Source organism: Dyella sp. 2HG41-7, from assembly GCF_021390675.1.
Lineage (GTDB): Bacteria > Pseudomonadota > Gammaproteobacteria > Xanthomonadales > Rhodanobacteraceae > Dyella_B.
Map to the genome: position 1 here is coordinate 2,978,485 of NZ_JAJEJV010000004.1, position 15,417 is coordinate 2,993,901.

The 15,417-nt window shown below is 61.3% G+C and carries 13 protein-coding genes; 10 read left to right on the forward strand and 3 right to left on the reverse strand.

The genetic code is table 11. The features are described from left to right. Nucleotides 1–10: 10 nt before the first annotated feature. Nucleotides 11–1,393 (reverse strand): class II fumarate hydratase, encoded by a 1,383-nt coding sequence (locus L0U79_RS14715; RefSeq protein ID WP_233843004.1) that lies wholly within the window; start codon nucleotides 1,391–1,393, stop codon nucleotides 11–13. A gap of 102 nt (nucleotides 1,394–1,495) precedes the next feature. On the opposite strand from L0U79_RS14715, the gene purB reads away from it, so the two are divergent. Beyond that, nucleotides 1,496–2,863: an adenylosuccinate lyase gene (gene purB / locus L0U79_RS14720; protein WP_233843005.1), complete on the forward strand. Its 1,368-nt coding sequence runs from the start codon at nucleotides 1,496–1,498 to the stop codon at nucleotides 2,861–2,863. A 333-nt stretch (nucleotides 2,864–3,196) separates the two neighbouring features. Beyond that, nucleotides 3,197–3,949, forward strand: coding sequence for a sulfite exporter TauE/SafE family protein (locus L0U79_RS14725; RefSeq protein ID WP_233843006.1), 753 nt, complete (start codon nucleotides 3,197–3,199; stop codon nucleotides 3,947–3,949). Nucleotides 3,950–3,965: 16 nt separating this feature from the next. Here L0U79_RS14725 and L0U79_RS14730 read toward each other — a convergent pair whose 3' ends face one another. Continuing rightward, the gene (locus tag L0U79_RS14730) at nucleotides 3,966–4,574 is read right to left on the reverse strand and encodes a hypothetical protein (RefSeq protein WP_233843007.1); all 609 of its coding nucleotides are present in this window, start codon (nucleotides 4,572–4,574) and stop codon (nucleotides 3,966–3,968) included. A gap of 143 nt (nucleotides 4,575–4,717) precedes the next feature. Between L0U79_RS14730 and L0U79_RS14735 the strand changes: the two genes are divergently transcribed. From L0U79_RS14735 to pilH, 8 genes are all read left to right on the forward strand, one after another. Then, nucleotides 4,718–5,929: a cupin domain-containing protein gene (locus tag L0U79_RS14735; RefSeq protein ID WP_233843008.1), complete on the forward strand. Its 1,212-nt coding sequence runs from the start codon at nucleotides 4,718–4,720 to the stop codon at nucleotides 5,927–5,929. After that, nucleotides 5,926–6,441 (forward strand): hypothetical protein, encoded by a 516-nt coding sequence (locus L0U79_RS14740; protein WP_233843009.1) that lies wholly within the window; start codon nucleotides 5,926–5,928, stop codon nucleotides 6,439–6,441. The genes L0U79_RS14735 and L0U79_RS14740 overlap by 4 nt, the downstream gene beginning before the upstream one ends. Nucleotides 6,442–6,693: 252 nt before the next feature. Continuing rightward, the gene (locus L0U79_RS14745; protein ID WP_233843010.1) at nucleotides 6,694–9,537 is read left to right on the forward strand and encodes a 2-oxoglutarate dehydrogenase E1 component; all 2,844 of its coding nucleotides are present in this window, start codon (nucleotides 6,694–6,696) and stop codon (nucleotides 9,535–9,537) included. 17 nt (nucleotides 9,538–9,554) lie between these two features. Further along, entirely contained in the window at nucleotides 9,555–10,763 is a 1,209-nt protein-coding gene (gene odhB / locus L0U79_RS14750; protein WP_233843011.1) for a 2-oxoglutarate dehydrogenase complex dihydrolipoyllysine-residue succinyltransferase, read from the forward strand. A gap of 123 nt (nucleotides 10,764–10,886) precedes the next feature. Then, nucleotides 10,887–12,311, forward strand: a complete 1,425-nt coding sequence (gene lpdA / locus L0U79_RS14755; RefSeq protein WP_233843012.1) for a dihydrolipoyl dehydrogenase — start codon at nucleotides 10,887–10,889, stop codon at nucleotides 12,309–12,311. Between the two features lie 103 nt (nucleotides 12,312–12,414). Continuing rightward, a complete protein-coding gene (locus L0U79_RS14760; RefSeq protein ID WP_233843013.1) occupies nucleotides 12,415–13,011 on the forward strand; it encodes a TIGR00730 family Rossman fold protein in 597 nt (198 codons plus the stop codon). Nucleotides 13,012–13,022: 11 nt separating this feature from the next. Continuing rightward, a complete protein-coding gene (locus tag L0U79_RS14765; RefSeq protein ID WP_233843014.1) occupies nucleotides 13,023–14,018 on the forward strand; it encodes a YhdH/YhfP family quinone oxidoreductase in 996 nt (331 codons plus the stop codon). 61 nt (nucleotides 14,019–14,079) lie between these two features. Then, nucleotides 14,080–14,445 carry a twitching motility response regulator PilH gene (gene pilH / locus L0U79_RS14770; protein WP_192674868.1) on the forward strand — a complete coding sequence of 122 codons (366 nt, stop codon included), beginning with the start codon at nucleotides 14,080–14,082 and terminating at the stop codon, nucleotides 14,443–14,445. 72 nt (nucleotides 14,446–14,517) lie between these two features. On the opposite strand, the gene L0U79_RS14775 is transcribed toward pilH, so the two are convergent. Continuing rightward, on the reverse strand, nucleotides 14,518–15,417 hold the full coding sequence (locus L0U79_RS14775) for a DnaJ C-terminal domain-containing protein (RefSeq protein ID WP_233843015.1): 900 nt from the start codon (nucleotides 15,415–15,417) through the stop codon (nucleotides 14,518–14,520).

The following is a 15,417-nucleotide window of genomic DNA, read 5'->3' on the forward strand; positions in this document are numbered from 1 at the left end:
CCAACCGGCGTCATTCCTCGTGAATACCGCCCTTGGTCAATGCCAACGGATCGAGCAGCTTTTGCAGCCGCGCTTTCGAAAGTCCCGATTGCTCCAGCGCCACATCCATGATGGGGCGCTTTTCTTTGTACGCTTGTTTGGCGATCGCCGCGCCTTTTTCGTAACCGATCACCGGATTCAACGCGGTGACCAGAATCGGATTCATCGCGAGCGCTTGATTCACGCGCTCCTTGTTGATACGGAATCCGGCGATCGCTTTATCGGCGAGCAGGCGAGATACGTTGGCGAGGATGTGTATCGACTGCAGCAGGTTGTAGGCGATCAACGGCAGCATCACGTTGAGCTGAAAATTGCCGGATTGTCCGGCCACGGTAATCGCCGCATCGTTGCCGATGACTTGCGCCGCTACCATCGCCGTCGCTTCCGGAATCACCGGGTTCACTTTGCCCGGCATGATCGACGAGCCCGGCTGCAACGCAGGCAATTCGATTTCACCCAAGCCCGCCAGCGGCCCGGAATTCATCCAGCGCAAATCGTTGGCGATCTTCATCAACGTCACCGCCAGCGTTTTTAGCTGACCGGAAAGCTCAACTGCCGCGTCTTGCGACGCCATGCCTTCGAAAAAATTGCTCGCCGATTCGAAACGAACATCCGTGAGTTTTTTCAACGCGCGCGCGACGGCGGGGCCGAACTTCGGATCGGCGTTGATTCCCGTACCCACGGCGGTGCCACCTAACGGCAATTGCCGCATGCGCTTGAGGCTGTCGTCGATGCGATCTTGCGCCGACGCGACTTGCGCCGACCAACCCGACAATTCCTGCCCGAAGGTAACTGGCATCGCGTCCATCAAATGCGTACGCCCCGTTTTGGGAACGTTGCGCAATTCGCGCGCGCGGCGATCGATCGTGTGTCTGAGGTGCTTCAGCGCCGGCAGCAATGCTTCGTACGCCGTCAACGTGGCGCTGACGTGAATCGCAGTGGGAATCACATCGTTGGAGCTTTGTCCGTAGTTGACGTGATCATTGGGGTGGATCTTGGTCCCAGCCTTGGTGGCGAGATGCGCGATCACCTCGTTGGCATTCATGTTGGTGCTGGTGCCCGAACCCGTCTGGAGCACGTCGATCAGAAACTGATCGTCGTACTGCCCTTCCGCCACCGCCAATGCGGCTTTGCGAATCGCCGCCGCCTGCCCCTTCTTCACATGGCCCAATGCCAGGTTGGCGTCGGCCGCCGCGGCCTTGATCAGGCCCAGCGCGCGGATAAAGGCGCGCGGCAAATGCAGGCCGGAAATCGGAAAGTTGTCGATGGCGCGTTGGGTCTGCGCGCCGTATAGCGCCTTCGCGGGCACCTTCAATTCGCCCATGCTGTCGTGTTCCATGCGGAAGCCGCTCATGGTCGCGCCTCGTGCGTTTTAGGGACCCCACAACTATAAGCCTGCAAACGTTAGGTGCGGAGCAATGTAAAATGCCGGGTTCTGATCCCCCGGAAGCCTCCCATGTCCACCCACGCCCTCACCGCCCTTTCCCCGCTGGACGGCCGCTACGCCGGCAAGACTGAAGCGTTGCGCCCGATCTTCAGCGAGTTCGGCCTGATGCACCGTCGCGTGCATGTGGAGATCGAGTGGTTGCTGGCGTTGGCCGCCGAGAAGGCCATCGTGGAACTTCCCGCGTTCACCGCGGAACAGATCGCCAAGCTGAAAGCCATCGCGACCGACTTCAGCGTCGAAGACGGTGCGCGCATCAAGGCGATCGAAGCGACCACGAATCACGACGTGAAGGCGGTCGAATACTTCATCAAAGAACGCATCGGCCACGACGACACCTTGGCGCAGGCGAAGGAATTCGTGCATTTCGCCTGCACGAGCGAAGACATCAACAATCTTTCCTATGCCTTGATGCTGCGCGATGCGCGCAAAGACGTGCTGCTGCCGTGGTTCGACAAGATCATCGCCACGCTGCGCGACCTTGCGCATACAAACGCCAACTTGCCAATGCTTTCGCGCACGCACGGACAAACGGCGTCGCCGAGCACGCTGGGCAAGGAAATCGCCAACGTGGTGGCTCGACTGGAGCGCCAGCGCAAGCAGCTGGCCGCCGTGGAAGTCCCCGGCAAGATCAACGGCGCCGTGGGCAACTACAACGCGCACGCCATCGCTTATCCTGAAGTCGACTGGCGCGCGTTTTCGCAGCGCTTCGTCACCAGCCTCGGTCTGGATTACAACCCGTACACCACACAGATCGAACCGCACGATGGCGTGGCCGAATATTGCGATGTCGTCCGTCGCGCCAACATCATCATGATCGACTTGGCGCGCGACGTGTGGGGCTATATCTCGCTGGGTTATTTCAAGCAGGCGTTGAAGGCGGGTGAAGTCGGCTCGTCCACGATGCCGCACAAGGTCAATCCTATCGATTTCGAAAATGCGGAAGGCAATTTCGGTCTCGCCAATGCGCTGCTCGGTCACTTCGCTGAGAAGCTGCCAATCAGCCGCTGGCAGCGCGACCTCACCGATTCCACTGTGCTGCGCGCGCTCGGCACTGCCTTTGGTCACACCCTAGTCGCGCTGGAATCGCTGCAGAAGGGACTGGGCAAGCTCAACGTAAATGCCGATCGCCTTGTCGGCGATCTGGACGCCAGCTGGGAAGTGCTGGCAGAAGCCGTGCAGACGGTAATGCGCCGCTACGGTTTGCCGGAGCCGTACGAGCAGCTTAAGGCGCTGACCCGCGGCCAAGGCATTACGCGCGATTCCATGCGTCAGTTCATTGCAACCTTGGCGCTGCCCGAAGATGCAAAGCAGCGCCTGCTTGAGCTTACGCCGGGCACCTACATCGGTCTTGCCGTCGATCTGGCAAAAACCATCTAATTCGACAGACCGGACAAACCAGGGAGCATTTGTCATGATGCTTGGGATGCTCTGATTCATTCCACATAGGTGGCATGATGTCCAGAAGGCCCGCAGGGTGTGTTGCGCGGCGCAGGGCAGACTGGCCGTCTGCTCAAGCCGCGCGACGCAGCATGCGGGCCTTCTGGACATCACCCTCCGGGCCGATTCTGTGTGTCCGCATGCCTTCGGTCCATCGACTCGAAAGACGGCCAGTCTGTCTTCGCCGATGGCCCTGTGGCCTGCAGACACACAGTACCGGTGACACCTGTGTGGAATGAATCAGAGCATCCCTTGTCGGCCTGAACGAGAGTCATGGCGCCCTTTTCCGAATTCCTGATATTCGCCGGTATCGGTGCGCTCGCCCAACTTGTGGACGGCGCGCTGGGCATGGCCTATGGCGTCACGTCGGCGGGGATGCTGCTGGGCATCGGCATGCCGCCGGCACTCGCGAGCGCCAGTGTGCATTACGCGGAAACTTTTACGTGCGGCGCGTCGGGCCTCAGCCACTGGTGGGCCGGCAATGTGCAACGCAATTTGTTTTGGGCGCTGGTGATTCCAGGCGTGATCGGCGCGGTGATCGGTGCGACTGCGCTCGCGCATATGCCGCCGATATGGATACGGTATTTCCTTACGCCGTATCTGCTCGCCATGGGCTTGTTTCTGGTCTTTCGCACTACGCGCCGCAAAGATCGCCGCACCGATGTGCCGCACGGCACGCGCGTATTGGGCTTTATCGCCGGCTTGCTCGATGCTGCCGGCGGCGGCGGGTGGAGCGCACTCACAGTGACGACGATGGTTGCGCGCGGACAAGAGCCGCGCACCGTCATTGGCAGCGTGCATTTGGCCAAATGCATCGTGAGCCTCGCTGCGAGCATCACGTTTTTGCTCAGCATTGGTCAAAGCAAGTTGCATGTGGTGCTGGGCCTGATTTTCGGCGGTGTAGCCGCAGCGCCGTTCGGCGCATGGCTGGTGCGCCGATTGCCGCCGCGCGTGTCCACGCTCATGGCCGGCCTGACCGTGCTGGCCCTAGGCATCTACAACTTCTATCACCTGATGCATCGGTGAGTTGGGCCCGAAAGCGCTAACGCGACAAATCGCAGATCCAGTTCACCTCCCAATTTTTGCCGTCCGGCGAAAACGATTGCTCCATATGCGCTGCGTGCGGCGACACGTTGAGCCACATCCAACGCACCAGCACCACGCGACCGTTCCATGTAACGCGGTTGTAAAACTCACCGCGATTCCCGTGGAATTCGCCAACGACAGGCGCCGCCGGATCGAGTTCGGCGTTGTCCAGATCGAGCCCGTAGATGATCCACTGACGGGTTTTCGGGTTGTACATACGCAAGGTCTGCGCTTTGAGATGCTCTTTCCCGTCCGTACTGGTGACTTCGAATTGCTCGAAATTCGCATTGGTGTCGAGCAGTTTGTGATGATTGGAAATACCGTCGTATTCGACCCAGACGTGAGAGCCGTTGAGTCGATCCGGCAGCCTGCGCACATGCGCTTTCCAATCGCCGATAAGGAAGTCGAAATCGTGAGAGCCGTCGTGCTGCGGTCCGGCGAATATCGCCGTGGGATTGGACGCTGTGTCGTCCGCGGCGACGGGAACGGCAATCCCCATCAACAACGCCGCGCTCATCATTAGCGATACGAGGGCTTTCGGTTTAGTCAGTTTCCGTACGACCATGCTCTGCTCCCGCGAGTTGACGCGATAGGAAGGGGGTTGCCGCCGGTTACCGCCCCCGGCGCAGTGCTAGGTCATGCGCCTGGGTGGGGTGTGGCGGCGGGGCCTACGCTTATCGATAGTCGGATTCCATACAATGACCACCTATGACTCTTTCTAACGCATCCCGTAAACCACTACCCATCGAAGTAAGCGGTTCGTCGAAACTGCCGCTGGGCATGACTGACGCGCAGTTTCTGCGCGATTACTGGCAGAAGCGACCGTTGCTGATTCGCAACGCCTTCCCCGATTTCCACTTGCCGATCCAACCGGAAGATCTGGCCGGACTGGCGTGCGAAGAAAGCGCGCTGTCGCGTCTAATCCAACACGATGAAGATCGCGAACGCTGGCGGGTAAAAACCGGTCCGCTAAGCGAAGACGATTTCAGCAAAACCGGCGACGCCAATTGGACGCTGCTGGTGCAAGACGTCGACAAGTGGGATATGGACGTCGCCGCGCTGCTGGTGCATTTCAGCTTTCTGCCCAGCTGGCGCGTGGACGATGTGATGATTTCCTACGCCGAGCCTGGTGGCGGCGTCGGCGCGCATGTCGATCAATACGATGTGTTTTTGCTACAGGGTCTCGGGCAACGTCATTGGGCGATCAGCACCGATCCGCATGCGCCGAAAGATTTTCGTCTCGACGTCGAGCTCAAGCAGTTGCAGCATTTTGCACCCACGCACGAGTGGCTGCTCGATCCGGGCGACATGTTGTATTTGCCGCCAGGTATCCCACACGACGGCGTGGCGTTCGGTGGCCCGTGCATGACGTTCTCCATCGGCATGCGCGCGCCGTCGCAAGCCGAACTGGTGGGCGATCTCGCCGATTACCTCGCCGAGCGCTTGTCGGAGGAGCAGCGTTACGCCGATCCGGATCTTGCGCCGGTCAAACGCACGGGTGAAATCGATAAGGCCGCGCTCAATCGCGTGCGCGTCGCAGTGCCGTTTGCCGCATCGCTGGATGACGCCGCGTTGGTCGACTGGTTCGGCTGCTTTATCACGCGTTATCGCAGCGCGCAGACGCCGTTGGCGCCGAGCAAACCGGTCAGCGAAGCGGCTTTGATGAAGCAACTGTCGAACGGCGCGTCGCTGTTGCGCCATCCATGGTCGCGTATGGCATGGGCGCAGGTCGGCTCGCGTTGCTGGTTGTACGTCAATGGCCATGCTTATCCGGCGTCGGTGCGTCGCGCCACACAGCTTTGCGCGGAGCGTACGCTGTCGCCGCCATTCGAATTGTCCGCCAACGATCTCGCCCTGTTGCTGGCGCTGGTCAATGATGGACATCTGATTCCCCGCCGGCTTCGAGGGCACCGCGCATGAATACCCCATCGCTCACCCCGGACGATGGCGCCCGGGCCGTTACCGGGCTCGATGCCATTGCGGCGATGCGCCTGGAATTGCTGACCGCGACGCGCTTCAAGCTGCACATCCACCTGCCCACCCTTCCGGCGTCGGTGCTGAGCAGCGAGGCCGAGCTGGCCGAGCTGCGTCGCATCGCCATCTCCGGCCGCGGGGCAGAGATTCGCGTCTTGCTGGGAAATCCCTCGGCGGCGTTGCGCACGGGGCACCGCCTGATCGATCTGGCGCAACGACTCCCCAGCGTCCTGCAAATTCGCAGCCCCGCCCACGACGAAGACGAAAACGGCATCAAAAACGCCAGCAGCTGGCTGCTCAACGACGCCAGCGGCTATCTGTTCCAGCCCGATGCCGATCGCTGGGAAGGCCGGGCAGCCCTGCGAGACGGCCCCGGACAAGCGCCTTTGTTGCTGCAGTTCGAACAAATCTGGGAGCGCGCGGCGCCCGCCAGCCAACTGCAGGCGCTCGGCTTGTAAACCATTGGCTGAATACCCATGCAGGCATCGCCAATGGCGACTGTCGGCTTATTCGGCGACCGGACGCGCTAAAGCATTGTCAGGCCTACATTCGCGTAGGCAGATACCGACACCGGCATCCATGGCCGGCAGCGCTTATCAGCTTGCCGCATTGCGGAAAGCGCAGGCTATAATTAACAGGATTTTTCGCCGGCGAACCCCTGGCATGACCAAAGTGGTTCGCTGAGGCTTCCCTTCCCTGCCGGTGGTGACGTGAGCACAAACCTGATCCGCGAGTTTTTTGAATCCTCGCAACTCGCAGGCGGCAACGCCGACTATGTCGAATCGTTGTATGACGCCTGGCTAGCCGACCCCGCGTCGGTGCCTGCCGAGTGGAATACCTACTTCAAAGCATTCAAAGGCCGCGAGTCGGGAGACGTCTCCCATACCGCGGCCATTGCGCGTATAGAGGCGGCGCAAAAGCAGCGCCCCGGCTTCGTCGCAGCGGGCCCCGTCAGCGACGAACATGCGCGCAAACAGGCCGGTGTGTTGCGCCTGCTCACGGCCTACCGTTCTCGCGGCCACCTCGCCGCCGATCTCGATCCGCTGGGCCTGACGTCCAAGACGCACGCTCCCGATCTGGACCTTGCCTTCCACGGCCTGTCCGACGCGGACCTCGATACCGAATTCGATTGCGGCAACTTCGCCGGCGGCGGTCAGCGCATGAAGCTGCGCGAGCTGTTCGCGCGCCTCAAGCGCGTGTACACCGGCACGATCGGTACGGAGTTCATGCACATCTCCGACCACGCGCAGCGCAATTGGCTCTACACACGCCTGGAACAGGCCAACGGCAGCGCCGGACTGGATAAAGCCGGCAAGCAGCACCTGCTTGGAAGCCTGACGGCCGCCGAGGGTCTGGAGCGCTACCTGCACACGAAGTACGTCGGCCAGAAGCGCTTCTCGTTGGAAGGCGGCGACAGCTTGATTCCGATGGTCGACGACGTCGTGCGCGCCGCGGGCGACAACGGTATCAAGGACCTGGTTATCGGCATGGCCCACCGCGGCCGTTTGAACGTGCTGGTGAACATTCTCGGCAAGCCGCCGAAGACCCTGTTCAACGAATTCGAAGGCATCTTCGAGCACCACGAAGACGACCCCGCACACTCCGGCGACGTGAAGTACCACATGGGCTTCTCCGCCGACGTGCGTACGCCCAAGGGCGGCGTGCACGTGGCGCTGGCGTTCAATCCGTCGCATTTGGAAATCGTCAACCCGGTGGTCGCCGGTTCCGTGCACGCGCGCCAAGTTCGCCGTCGCGACAACGACCGCACCAAGTCGTTTGCTGTGCTGATTCACGGCGACGCCGCGCTCGCCGGCCAGGGCGTGAACATGGAATTGTTCAACATGTCGCAGGCGCGCGGCTTCAAGATCGGCGGCACGCTGCATATCGTGGTGAACAACCAAGTGGGCTTCACCACGTCCAACCCGCAAGACGCGCGCTCCACGCTGTATTGCACCGACATCGCCAAGATGGTCAACGCGCCGGTGTTCCATGTGAACGGCGACGATCCGGAAGCGGTGATTCAAATCACGCGACTCGCGTATGAATTCCGCAAAGAATTCCGCAAGGACGTGGTGATCGATCTGGTCTGCTATCGCCGTCACGGCCACAACGAAGCCGACGAACCGGCCGCCACGCAGCCGGTGATGTATCAAATCATCCGCAAGCGCCCCACCACGCGCGAACTCTACGCGCAGCAACTGACGAAGGAAGGCGCGCTGGCCGATGGCGATGCGCAGAAGCTCGTCGACGATTACCGCAATCGCCTCGAAGCGGGCGCTGCGATGACCGATCTGCATCCGTCGCTGACCAAGGACGTGGAAGTGGATTGGAGCAAGTTCATCGGCGGCAAGCTTTCCACGCCGACCGACACCACCATCGCCAAGAAAAAACTGGTCGAACTCGCTACGCGCATTCTTGATCTACCGAAGGACGTGACGCTGCAATCGCGCGTCGCCAAGATCTACGACGATCGCCGCAAAATGGCGAGCGGCGAACAATCGGCCGACTGGGGCTTCGCCGAAAACCTCGCCTACGCCACGCTGATCGACGAAGGTCACAACCTGCGTCTGGTCGGCCAGGATGCGGGTCGCGGTACGTTCTTCCATCGTCATGCCGTGCTGCATGATCAGAAAGACGGCCATACGTACATGCCGCTCGCGTCGCTGCGTCCGGATGCCGACGTCGAAGTGATCGATTCGCTGCTCAGCGAAGAAGCCGTGATGGCGTTCGAATACGGTCACGCCACCACCGATCCTTACACGCTCAACATCTGGGAAGGTCAGTTCGGCGATTTCGCCAACGGCGCGCAGGTGGTGATCGATCAGTTCATCAGCTCCGGTGAAGCGAAGTGGGATCGACTGTGCGGTCTGGCGCTGTTCCTGCCGCACGGTTACGAAGGCCAGGGTCCGGAGCATTCCTCCGCGCGTCTGGAACGCTTCCTGCAATTGTGCGCGCTGGAAAACATGCAGGTGTGCGTGCCGACCACGCCGGCGCAGGATTTCCACATGATCCGCCGCCAGATGCTGCGCCCGGTGCGCAAGCCGCTGATCGTGATGACGCCCAAGTCGCTGCTGCGCCACAAGCTGGCCGTCTCCACGCTGGACGAACTGGCCAACGGCAGCTTCCAGCTGGTGATCGGCGAACATCGCGATCTGCAAGCGAAGAAAGTCAAGCGCGTGGTGCTGTGTTCGGGCAAGGTTTATTACGACTTGCTGGAAGACGCCGAAAAGCGCGGCGTCAACGATGTCGCCATCGTGCGCGTCGAGCAGCTCTATCCGTTCCCGCGCCCGGAAGTGACGGCCGAACTGGAAAAGTATCCTTCCGCCAAGGAAGTGATCTGGTGCCAGGAAGAGCCGATGAACCAGGGCGCATGGTTCCAGATCCGTCATCACTTGCAGGCTTGCGTCAACAACAAGCAGAGCCTCTCGTACGCCGGTCGCGCGCGTTCGCCCGCTCCGGCTGCCGGTCATCTCAACGATCACGTTGCCGAACAAGCGTCGCTGGTTGAACAAGCGCTGGTTGCACCGGTCGGTCCCGATCACTCAGCAGAATAAATTTTCAAGGATTCCTCATGTCTACCGAAGTCAAAGTCCCCGTTCTGCCCGAGTCCGTCTCCGACGCCACCATCGCGACCTGGCACAAGAAAGCCGGCGACGCTGTGAAGCGCGACGAGAACCTGGTCGATCTGGAAACCGACAAAGTCGTGCTGGAGGTGCCGGCGCCGGTCGATGGCGTGCTGAAGGAACTCAAGTTCCAGGAAGGCGCTACGGTTAACAGCCAGCAAGTGATCGCGATCATCGAGGAAGGCGCAGCTGCTGCCGCGCCGGCTCCCGCGGCCGCTGCACCCGCTCCGGCCCCGGCGGCCGCCGCGCCGGCTCCGGCCGCTCCGAAGGCTCCCGCTGCGGGCGCCGCCGATCTGTCTCCGGCCGGCCTGCGTGTCGCCACCGAACAGAACATCGACCCGTCCAAGGTCGCTGGCACCGGCCGCGATGGCCGCGTGACCAAAGAAGACCTGGTCAATTACGGCAAGGGTGGCGCTCCCGCTGCTGCCGCGCCGGCCGTGGCGCCGACGCCGGGTTCGCGTCCGGAAGAACGCGTGCCGATGACGCGCATCCGCACACGCATCGCCGAGCGTTTGATGCAGTCGAAGAACTCCATCGCGATGCTCACCTCGTTCAACGAAGTGAACCTCGCCGAAGTGTCCAAGATGCGCAAGACGCTGGGCGAGCAGTTCGAAAAAGCCAATGGCGTGAAGCTCGGCTTTATGAGCTTCTTCGTGAAGGCCGCGACCGAAGCGCTGAAGCGTCATCCGATCATCAACGCCTCGGTCGACGGCAACGACATCATCTATCACGGCTATCAGGACATCTCCATCGCCGTGGCCACCGACAAGGGCTTGGTGACGCCGGTGCTGCGCGATGCGCAGAACATGAGCTTCGCCGACGTCGAAAAGGGCATCGCCAACTACGCGAAGAAAGCGCGCGAAGGCAAGCTCGGTCTTGACGATCTGCAAGGCGGCACGTTCACCATCACCAACGGCGGCACCTTCGGTTCGCTGTTGTCGACGCCGATTGTCAATCCGCCGCAGAGCGCGATCCTCGGCATGCACACCATCAAGGAGCGTGCGATCGTCGAGAACGGCCAGGTGATCGCCGCGCCGATGATGTACCTAGCGATCTCCTACGATCATCGCATCATCGATGGCAAGGACGCGGTGCTGTTCCTGGTCGATATCAAGAACCAGCTGGAAAATCCGCAGCGCATGCTGCTCGGCATGTAATCGCACGGGCTGGCGAGGGCGCGCTCGACGCTGCCCTCGCCACGCCGCTCGCGTGACACCCCTTTCGAAATCCCTACCGCGCCGCCATATACGGCACGATCCGCTCCCCAGGAACCTCGAATCATGAGCGAAAAATTCGACGTCATCGTCATCGGCGCCGGCCCTGCCGGTTATGTGGCCGCCATTCGCGCCGCGCAGCTGGGCCTCAAGACCGCCTGCGTGGATGCCTTCGTCGGCAAAGACGGCAAGCAAGCGCTCGGCGGCACCTGCCTCAACGTGGGTTGCATTCCGTCCAAGGCGCTGCTGGACTCGTCCAAGCAGTACTACAACCTGTCGCACAACCTGCCGGCGCACGGCATCAGCGTCGAAAACGCAAAGGTCGACCTCGGCACGTTCATCGGCCGCAAGGACAAGATCGTCAAGCAGTTCACCGGCGGCATCGGTCAATTGTTCAAGGCGAACAAAGTCACCGCGTTCTTCGGCAAGGGCAAGCTGCTGAAGGGCAACGACGTCGAAATCACCGGCAACGACGGCAGCAAGCAAACGATCAGCGCCACCAACGTGATCCTCGCTTCCGGTTCGGTGCCGATCGAACTGCCGTTCGCGAAGTTCGACAACAAGTTCATCCTCGACAACGCCGGTGCGCTCGACATCAACGAAGTGCCCAAGCGCCTGGGCGTGATCGGCGCTGGCGTCATCGGTCTGGAGCTGGGCAGCGTGTGGCGCCGTCTGGGTTCGGAAGTCACCGTGCTCGAAGCGCTGCCGGATTTCCTCGGCGCCGCCGACGCCGACATCGCGAAGATCGCACTGAAGGAATTCGGCAAACTGGGCCTCGACATCAAGCTCGGCGCCAAGCTCAGCAAGGCGGAAATCAAGAAGAACGCCGTCGAACTCACCTATGAAGACAAAGACGGCAAGCACGAGCTCACCGTCGACAAGCTGCTCGTCGCGGTGGGTCGTCGCGCGTACACCGACGGCCTGCTGGCCGGCGATACCGGCGTGAAGATCGATGAGCGCGGCCGCATCGTGGTCGACGAACACAACCACACCGGCGTCGATGGCGTGTGGGCGATCGGCGACGCCGTCCGCGGCCCGATGCTTGCGCACAAGGGCTCCGAGGAAGGCGTGGCCGTGGCCGAGTGGATCGCCGGCAAGGCGGGCCACATCAATTACGACACCATTCCGTGGGTGATCTACACCGAGCCAGAAATCGCCTGGGCCGGTAAGACCGAAAAGCAGCTCAAGGAAGAAGGCGTCCCGTACAAAGTCGGCACCTTCCCGTTTGCCGCCATCGGCCGCGCCGTCGCCATGAACGAGGCCATCGGCCAGGTGAAGGTGATCGCCCATGCCGACACCGACCGCCTGCTAGGCGTTCATATGGTCGGTCCGGGCGTGTCGGAACTGATCGCCGAAGCCGTGGTAGCGATGGAGTTCAAGGGCTCGGCCGAAGACCTGGCTCGCATCGTTCACGCGCATCCGACGCTTTCGGAAGCCGTGCACGAAGCCGCCCTTTCCGTCGACAAGCGCGCCATTCACAAAGGCAACTGATCGACCTCGACATGATTCACGGCCCGCCCATGGCAACATGCGCGGGCCGTTTTATTTCCGCATCTGCGTCACGATCCATCACCCGAAAGCCGAGCCCACCGACATGCCCCAACCCACCGCCCTTTGCGTCTACTGCGGCTCCCAAGGCGGCAACCGCCCTCTCTACACCGAAACGGCGCAGGCCTTCGGCGCCGAGTTGGCGCGGCGGAATATCACCCTGGTATATGGCGGCGGCAAAGTGGGATTGATGGGCTCGGTGGCCAATGCGACTTTGAACGCGGGCGGCAAAGTTATCGGCGTTATTCCACGCCAGCTGGTTGAGCGCGAAGTCGCGCACACGGGACTGAGCGAGCTTGTGGTGGTCGACACCATGCATCAACGCAAGACGCGCATGTACGAACTCTCCGATGCGTTTGTCGCGCTGCCCGGCGGCTTCGGCACCATGGATGAGATGTTCGAAATGCTGACGTGGGCGCAACTGGGATTGCACAGCTATCCGTGCGGATTTCTGAACACGCTCGGTTATTACGAACACTTGCGCGGCATGATGGATCACATGGTGTCGCAAGGTTTTGTTTCGCAGAGCCGTCGCGACGCCGTGTGGTTCGGCGACTCCACCGACGCGTTGTTCGATTGGATAAGCCGCTACCAAGCAGCCGCAACGTCGTTCGGCATCGACACCTCCAGCATCAAGGCATAAGGCGCACGGCTATGACCGCATTTCAGGCATTTCGCATTCACAACGACGCCAATGGCTATCGCGGCGGCATAGAAACACTGCAAGCCGACGCGCTGAGCCCTGGCGAGGTGTTAGTGAAAGTCGCCTACTCGTCGGTGAATTACAAAGATGCGCTCGCGGGCACGGGCAAAGGCAAAATCCTTCGCCAATATCCGCTCAACGGGGGCATCGACGCGGCAGGTGTCGTGGTGGCGTCCACCAGCACCGCCTTCAAAGAAGGCGACCAGGTGCTATGCACCGGCAGCGGCCTCTCCGAAACGCGCGACGGCGGCTATGGCGAATACATTCGCTTGCCTTCGTCGTGGACGATTCCGTTGCCGCAAGGGCTCAGCCTGCGCGAGAGCATGATTCTCGGAACAGCCGGCTTTACGGCTGCGCTGGCGCTGGTGCGGATGGAAGACAACCGCCAATCGCCCGCGCTCGGCCCACTTGCCGTGAGCGGCGCCAGCGGCGGCGTCGGCATGCTCGCCATCGACATCTTCACGCGCGCCGGTTACCAGGTGCATGCGATCAGCGGAAAATCGGCGCACTTCGATTTCTTGCGCAGCCTCGGCGCGACGGAATGCATCGATCGTCACCAACTCCAATTCAGTGGCAAACCGATGGATTCGGCCCGCTTCGGCGGCGCGCTGGACAACGTGGGCGGCGCAATGATCGCCGGCCTGCTCCCGCTGATCGTGCCGTACGGCAACGTCGCCATTTGCGGCAACGCCGGCGGTATCGAGCTGGACAGTACCGTGATGCCGTTCATTATTCGCGGCGTCAGCCTGCTCGGCGTCGCCTCGGCCGGCACCGCCCGCGATCTGCGCGATCAGGTGTGGCAACATCTCGCCAGCGACTGGAAACCGCGCCATCTCGATCGTATCGCCACCCAAGAAGTGAGCCTGGAGCAGCTCCCGCAGGTATTCGACCGCATGCTGGGGGGTGAATCGTTTGGACGTACAATTGTGAGAGTCGGCAACATCTAGTGCTTGGAAGCATCGCCGCCACGACTTAGAATTAACGAAACGACAAGGGGATTTCCACCTTATGGCACGCATTCTTATCGTCGACGATTCTCCGTCGCAGCTTCTCGGTATCAAGCGCATCGTCGAGAAGCTCGGCCATGAAACGCTGACCGCCGAAGACGGTGCCGCGGGTGTCGCTGTGGCGAAGCAGGAAAAACCTGCGCTGATCTTGATGGACGTGGTGATGCCGAACCTCAACGGCTTCCAGGCAACCCGCACCATCAGCAAGGATCCGGAAACCGCGCATATTCCGATTGTGCTGGTCACCACCAAGGATCAGGAAACCGACAAAGTCTGGGGCATGCGCCAAGGCGCAAAGGCCTACGTCACCAAACCGATCAAAGAAGAAGAGCTGGTGGCCGTGTTGAAAGAGCTGCTGCCGGCTTAAATAAAAGCTCAACCTCAAAAGCAAACGGCGCCTTCAAGGCGCCGTTTGTTTTTCTGCGATCGGAAAACCCGATCATTGTCGCGGATCGTAATGGGCGAATTGCGTGCGCAATGCTTCATAGGCTTGGCGTTGCGTATCGTTTTCCGCAAGGGGTACTCGGATCGACACTTCCACCAACTGATCGCCGGCCATCTTTCCCGGCAACCCTCGTCCTTTCAAACGCAATTTCCGTCCCGATTGCGTACCTGCGGGGATGCGCAAATCCACCGTGCCGGCGAGCGTCGGCACAGGCACCGTTGCACCCAGCGCCGCTTCCCACGGGCTGACGGGCAACACATGCAGCACGTTTAGACCGTCCAGCTTGAAGCGCGCATCGTCGCGTATGCCCACCTCCAGCAACAGATCGCCATTGGGACCGCCACCTGCGCCAGGATGGCCCTGGCCGCCGAGTCGAATGACCTGAGCGGGCTGAATGCCAGCCGGAATCTTCACTTCAAGCACGCGCTCGACACCGCTGCCGTCGTCGAGACTCAAGCGCGTCTTGCCGCCATTGAACGCGGTTTGCAAATCGATCTGAACCTTGGCGTGCGCATCGCGTCCGCGGCGCGCACGCGGTGCATGGCGCGCACCGCCGCCCGCGCGTCCAAACAAGCTCTCGAAGAAATCGCTGAAATCGCCTTCGCCCGATTCATTGAAATCGAAGCCTTGTCCCTGCCCCCAATTCGGCGGCGGGCGGAACTGCTCACCGGAACGATAACCGCCCGCACGCAACTGATCGTAAGCGCGACGCTTTTCGGTATCGCGCAAAACTTCATTGGCCTCGTTGACGGCCTTGAACTTCTCTTCCGCGCCCGCGTCTTTGTTCTTGTCAGGATGATATTTGCGCGCGAGCTTGCGAAAAGCCGCCTTGATATCGGCTTCGCTGGCGTCGGGTTTGACGCCCAGCGTGTCGTAATAGTCTTTGAATTCCAC

Coding starts and splice junctions, on each gene's coding strand:
- L0U79_RS14715 (WP_233843004.1), bottom strand. CDS start 1,393: ATGAGCGGCTTCCGCATGGAACACGACAGCATGGGCGAATTGAAGGTG.
- purB (WP_233843005.1), top strand. CDS start 1,496: ATGTCCACCCACGCCCTCACCGCCCTTTCCCCGCTGGACGGCCGCTAC.
- L0U79_RS14725 (WP_233843006.1), top strand. CDS start 3,197: ATGGCGCCCTTTTCCGAATTCCTGATATTCGCCGGTATCGGTGCGCTC.
- L0U79_RS14730 (WP_233843007.1), bottom strand. CDS start 4,574: ATGGTCGTACGGAAACTGACTAAACCGAAAGCCCTCGTATCGCTAATG.
- L0U79_RS14735 (WP_233843008.1), top strand. CDS start 4,718: ATGACTCTTTCTAACGCATCCCGTAAACCACTACCCATCGAAGTAAGC.
- L0U79_RS14740 (WP_233843009.1), top strand. CDS start 5,926: ATGAATACCCCATCGCTCACCCCGGACGATGGCGCCCGGGCCGTTACC.
- odhB (WP_233843011.1), top strand. CDS start 9,555: ATGTCTACCGAAGTCAAAGTCCCCGTTCTGCCCGAGTCCGTCTCCGAC.
- lpdA (WP_233843012.1), top strand. CDS start 10,887: ATGAGCGAAAAATTCGACGTCATCGTCATCGGCGCCGGCCCTGCCGGT.
- L0U79_RS14760 (WP_233843013.1), top strand. CDS start 12,415: ATGCCCCAACCCACCGCCCTTTGCGTCTACTGCGGCTCCCAAGGCGGC.
- L0U79_RS14765 (WP_233843014.1), top strand. CDS start 13,023: ATGACCGCATTTCAGGCATTTCGCATTCACAACGACGCCAATGGCTAT.
- pilH (WP_192674868.1), top strand. CDS start 14,080: ATGGCACGCATTCTTATCGTCGACGATTCTCCGTCGCAGCTTCTCGGT.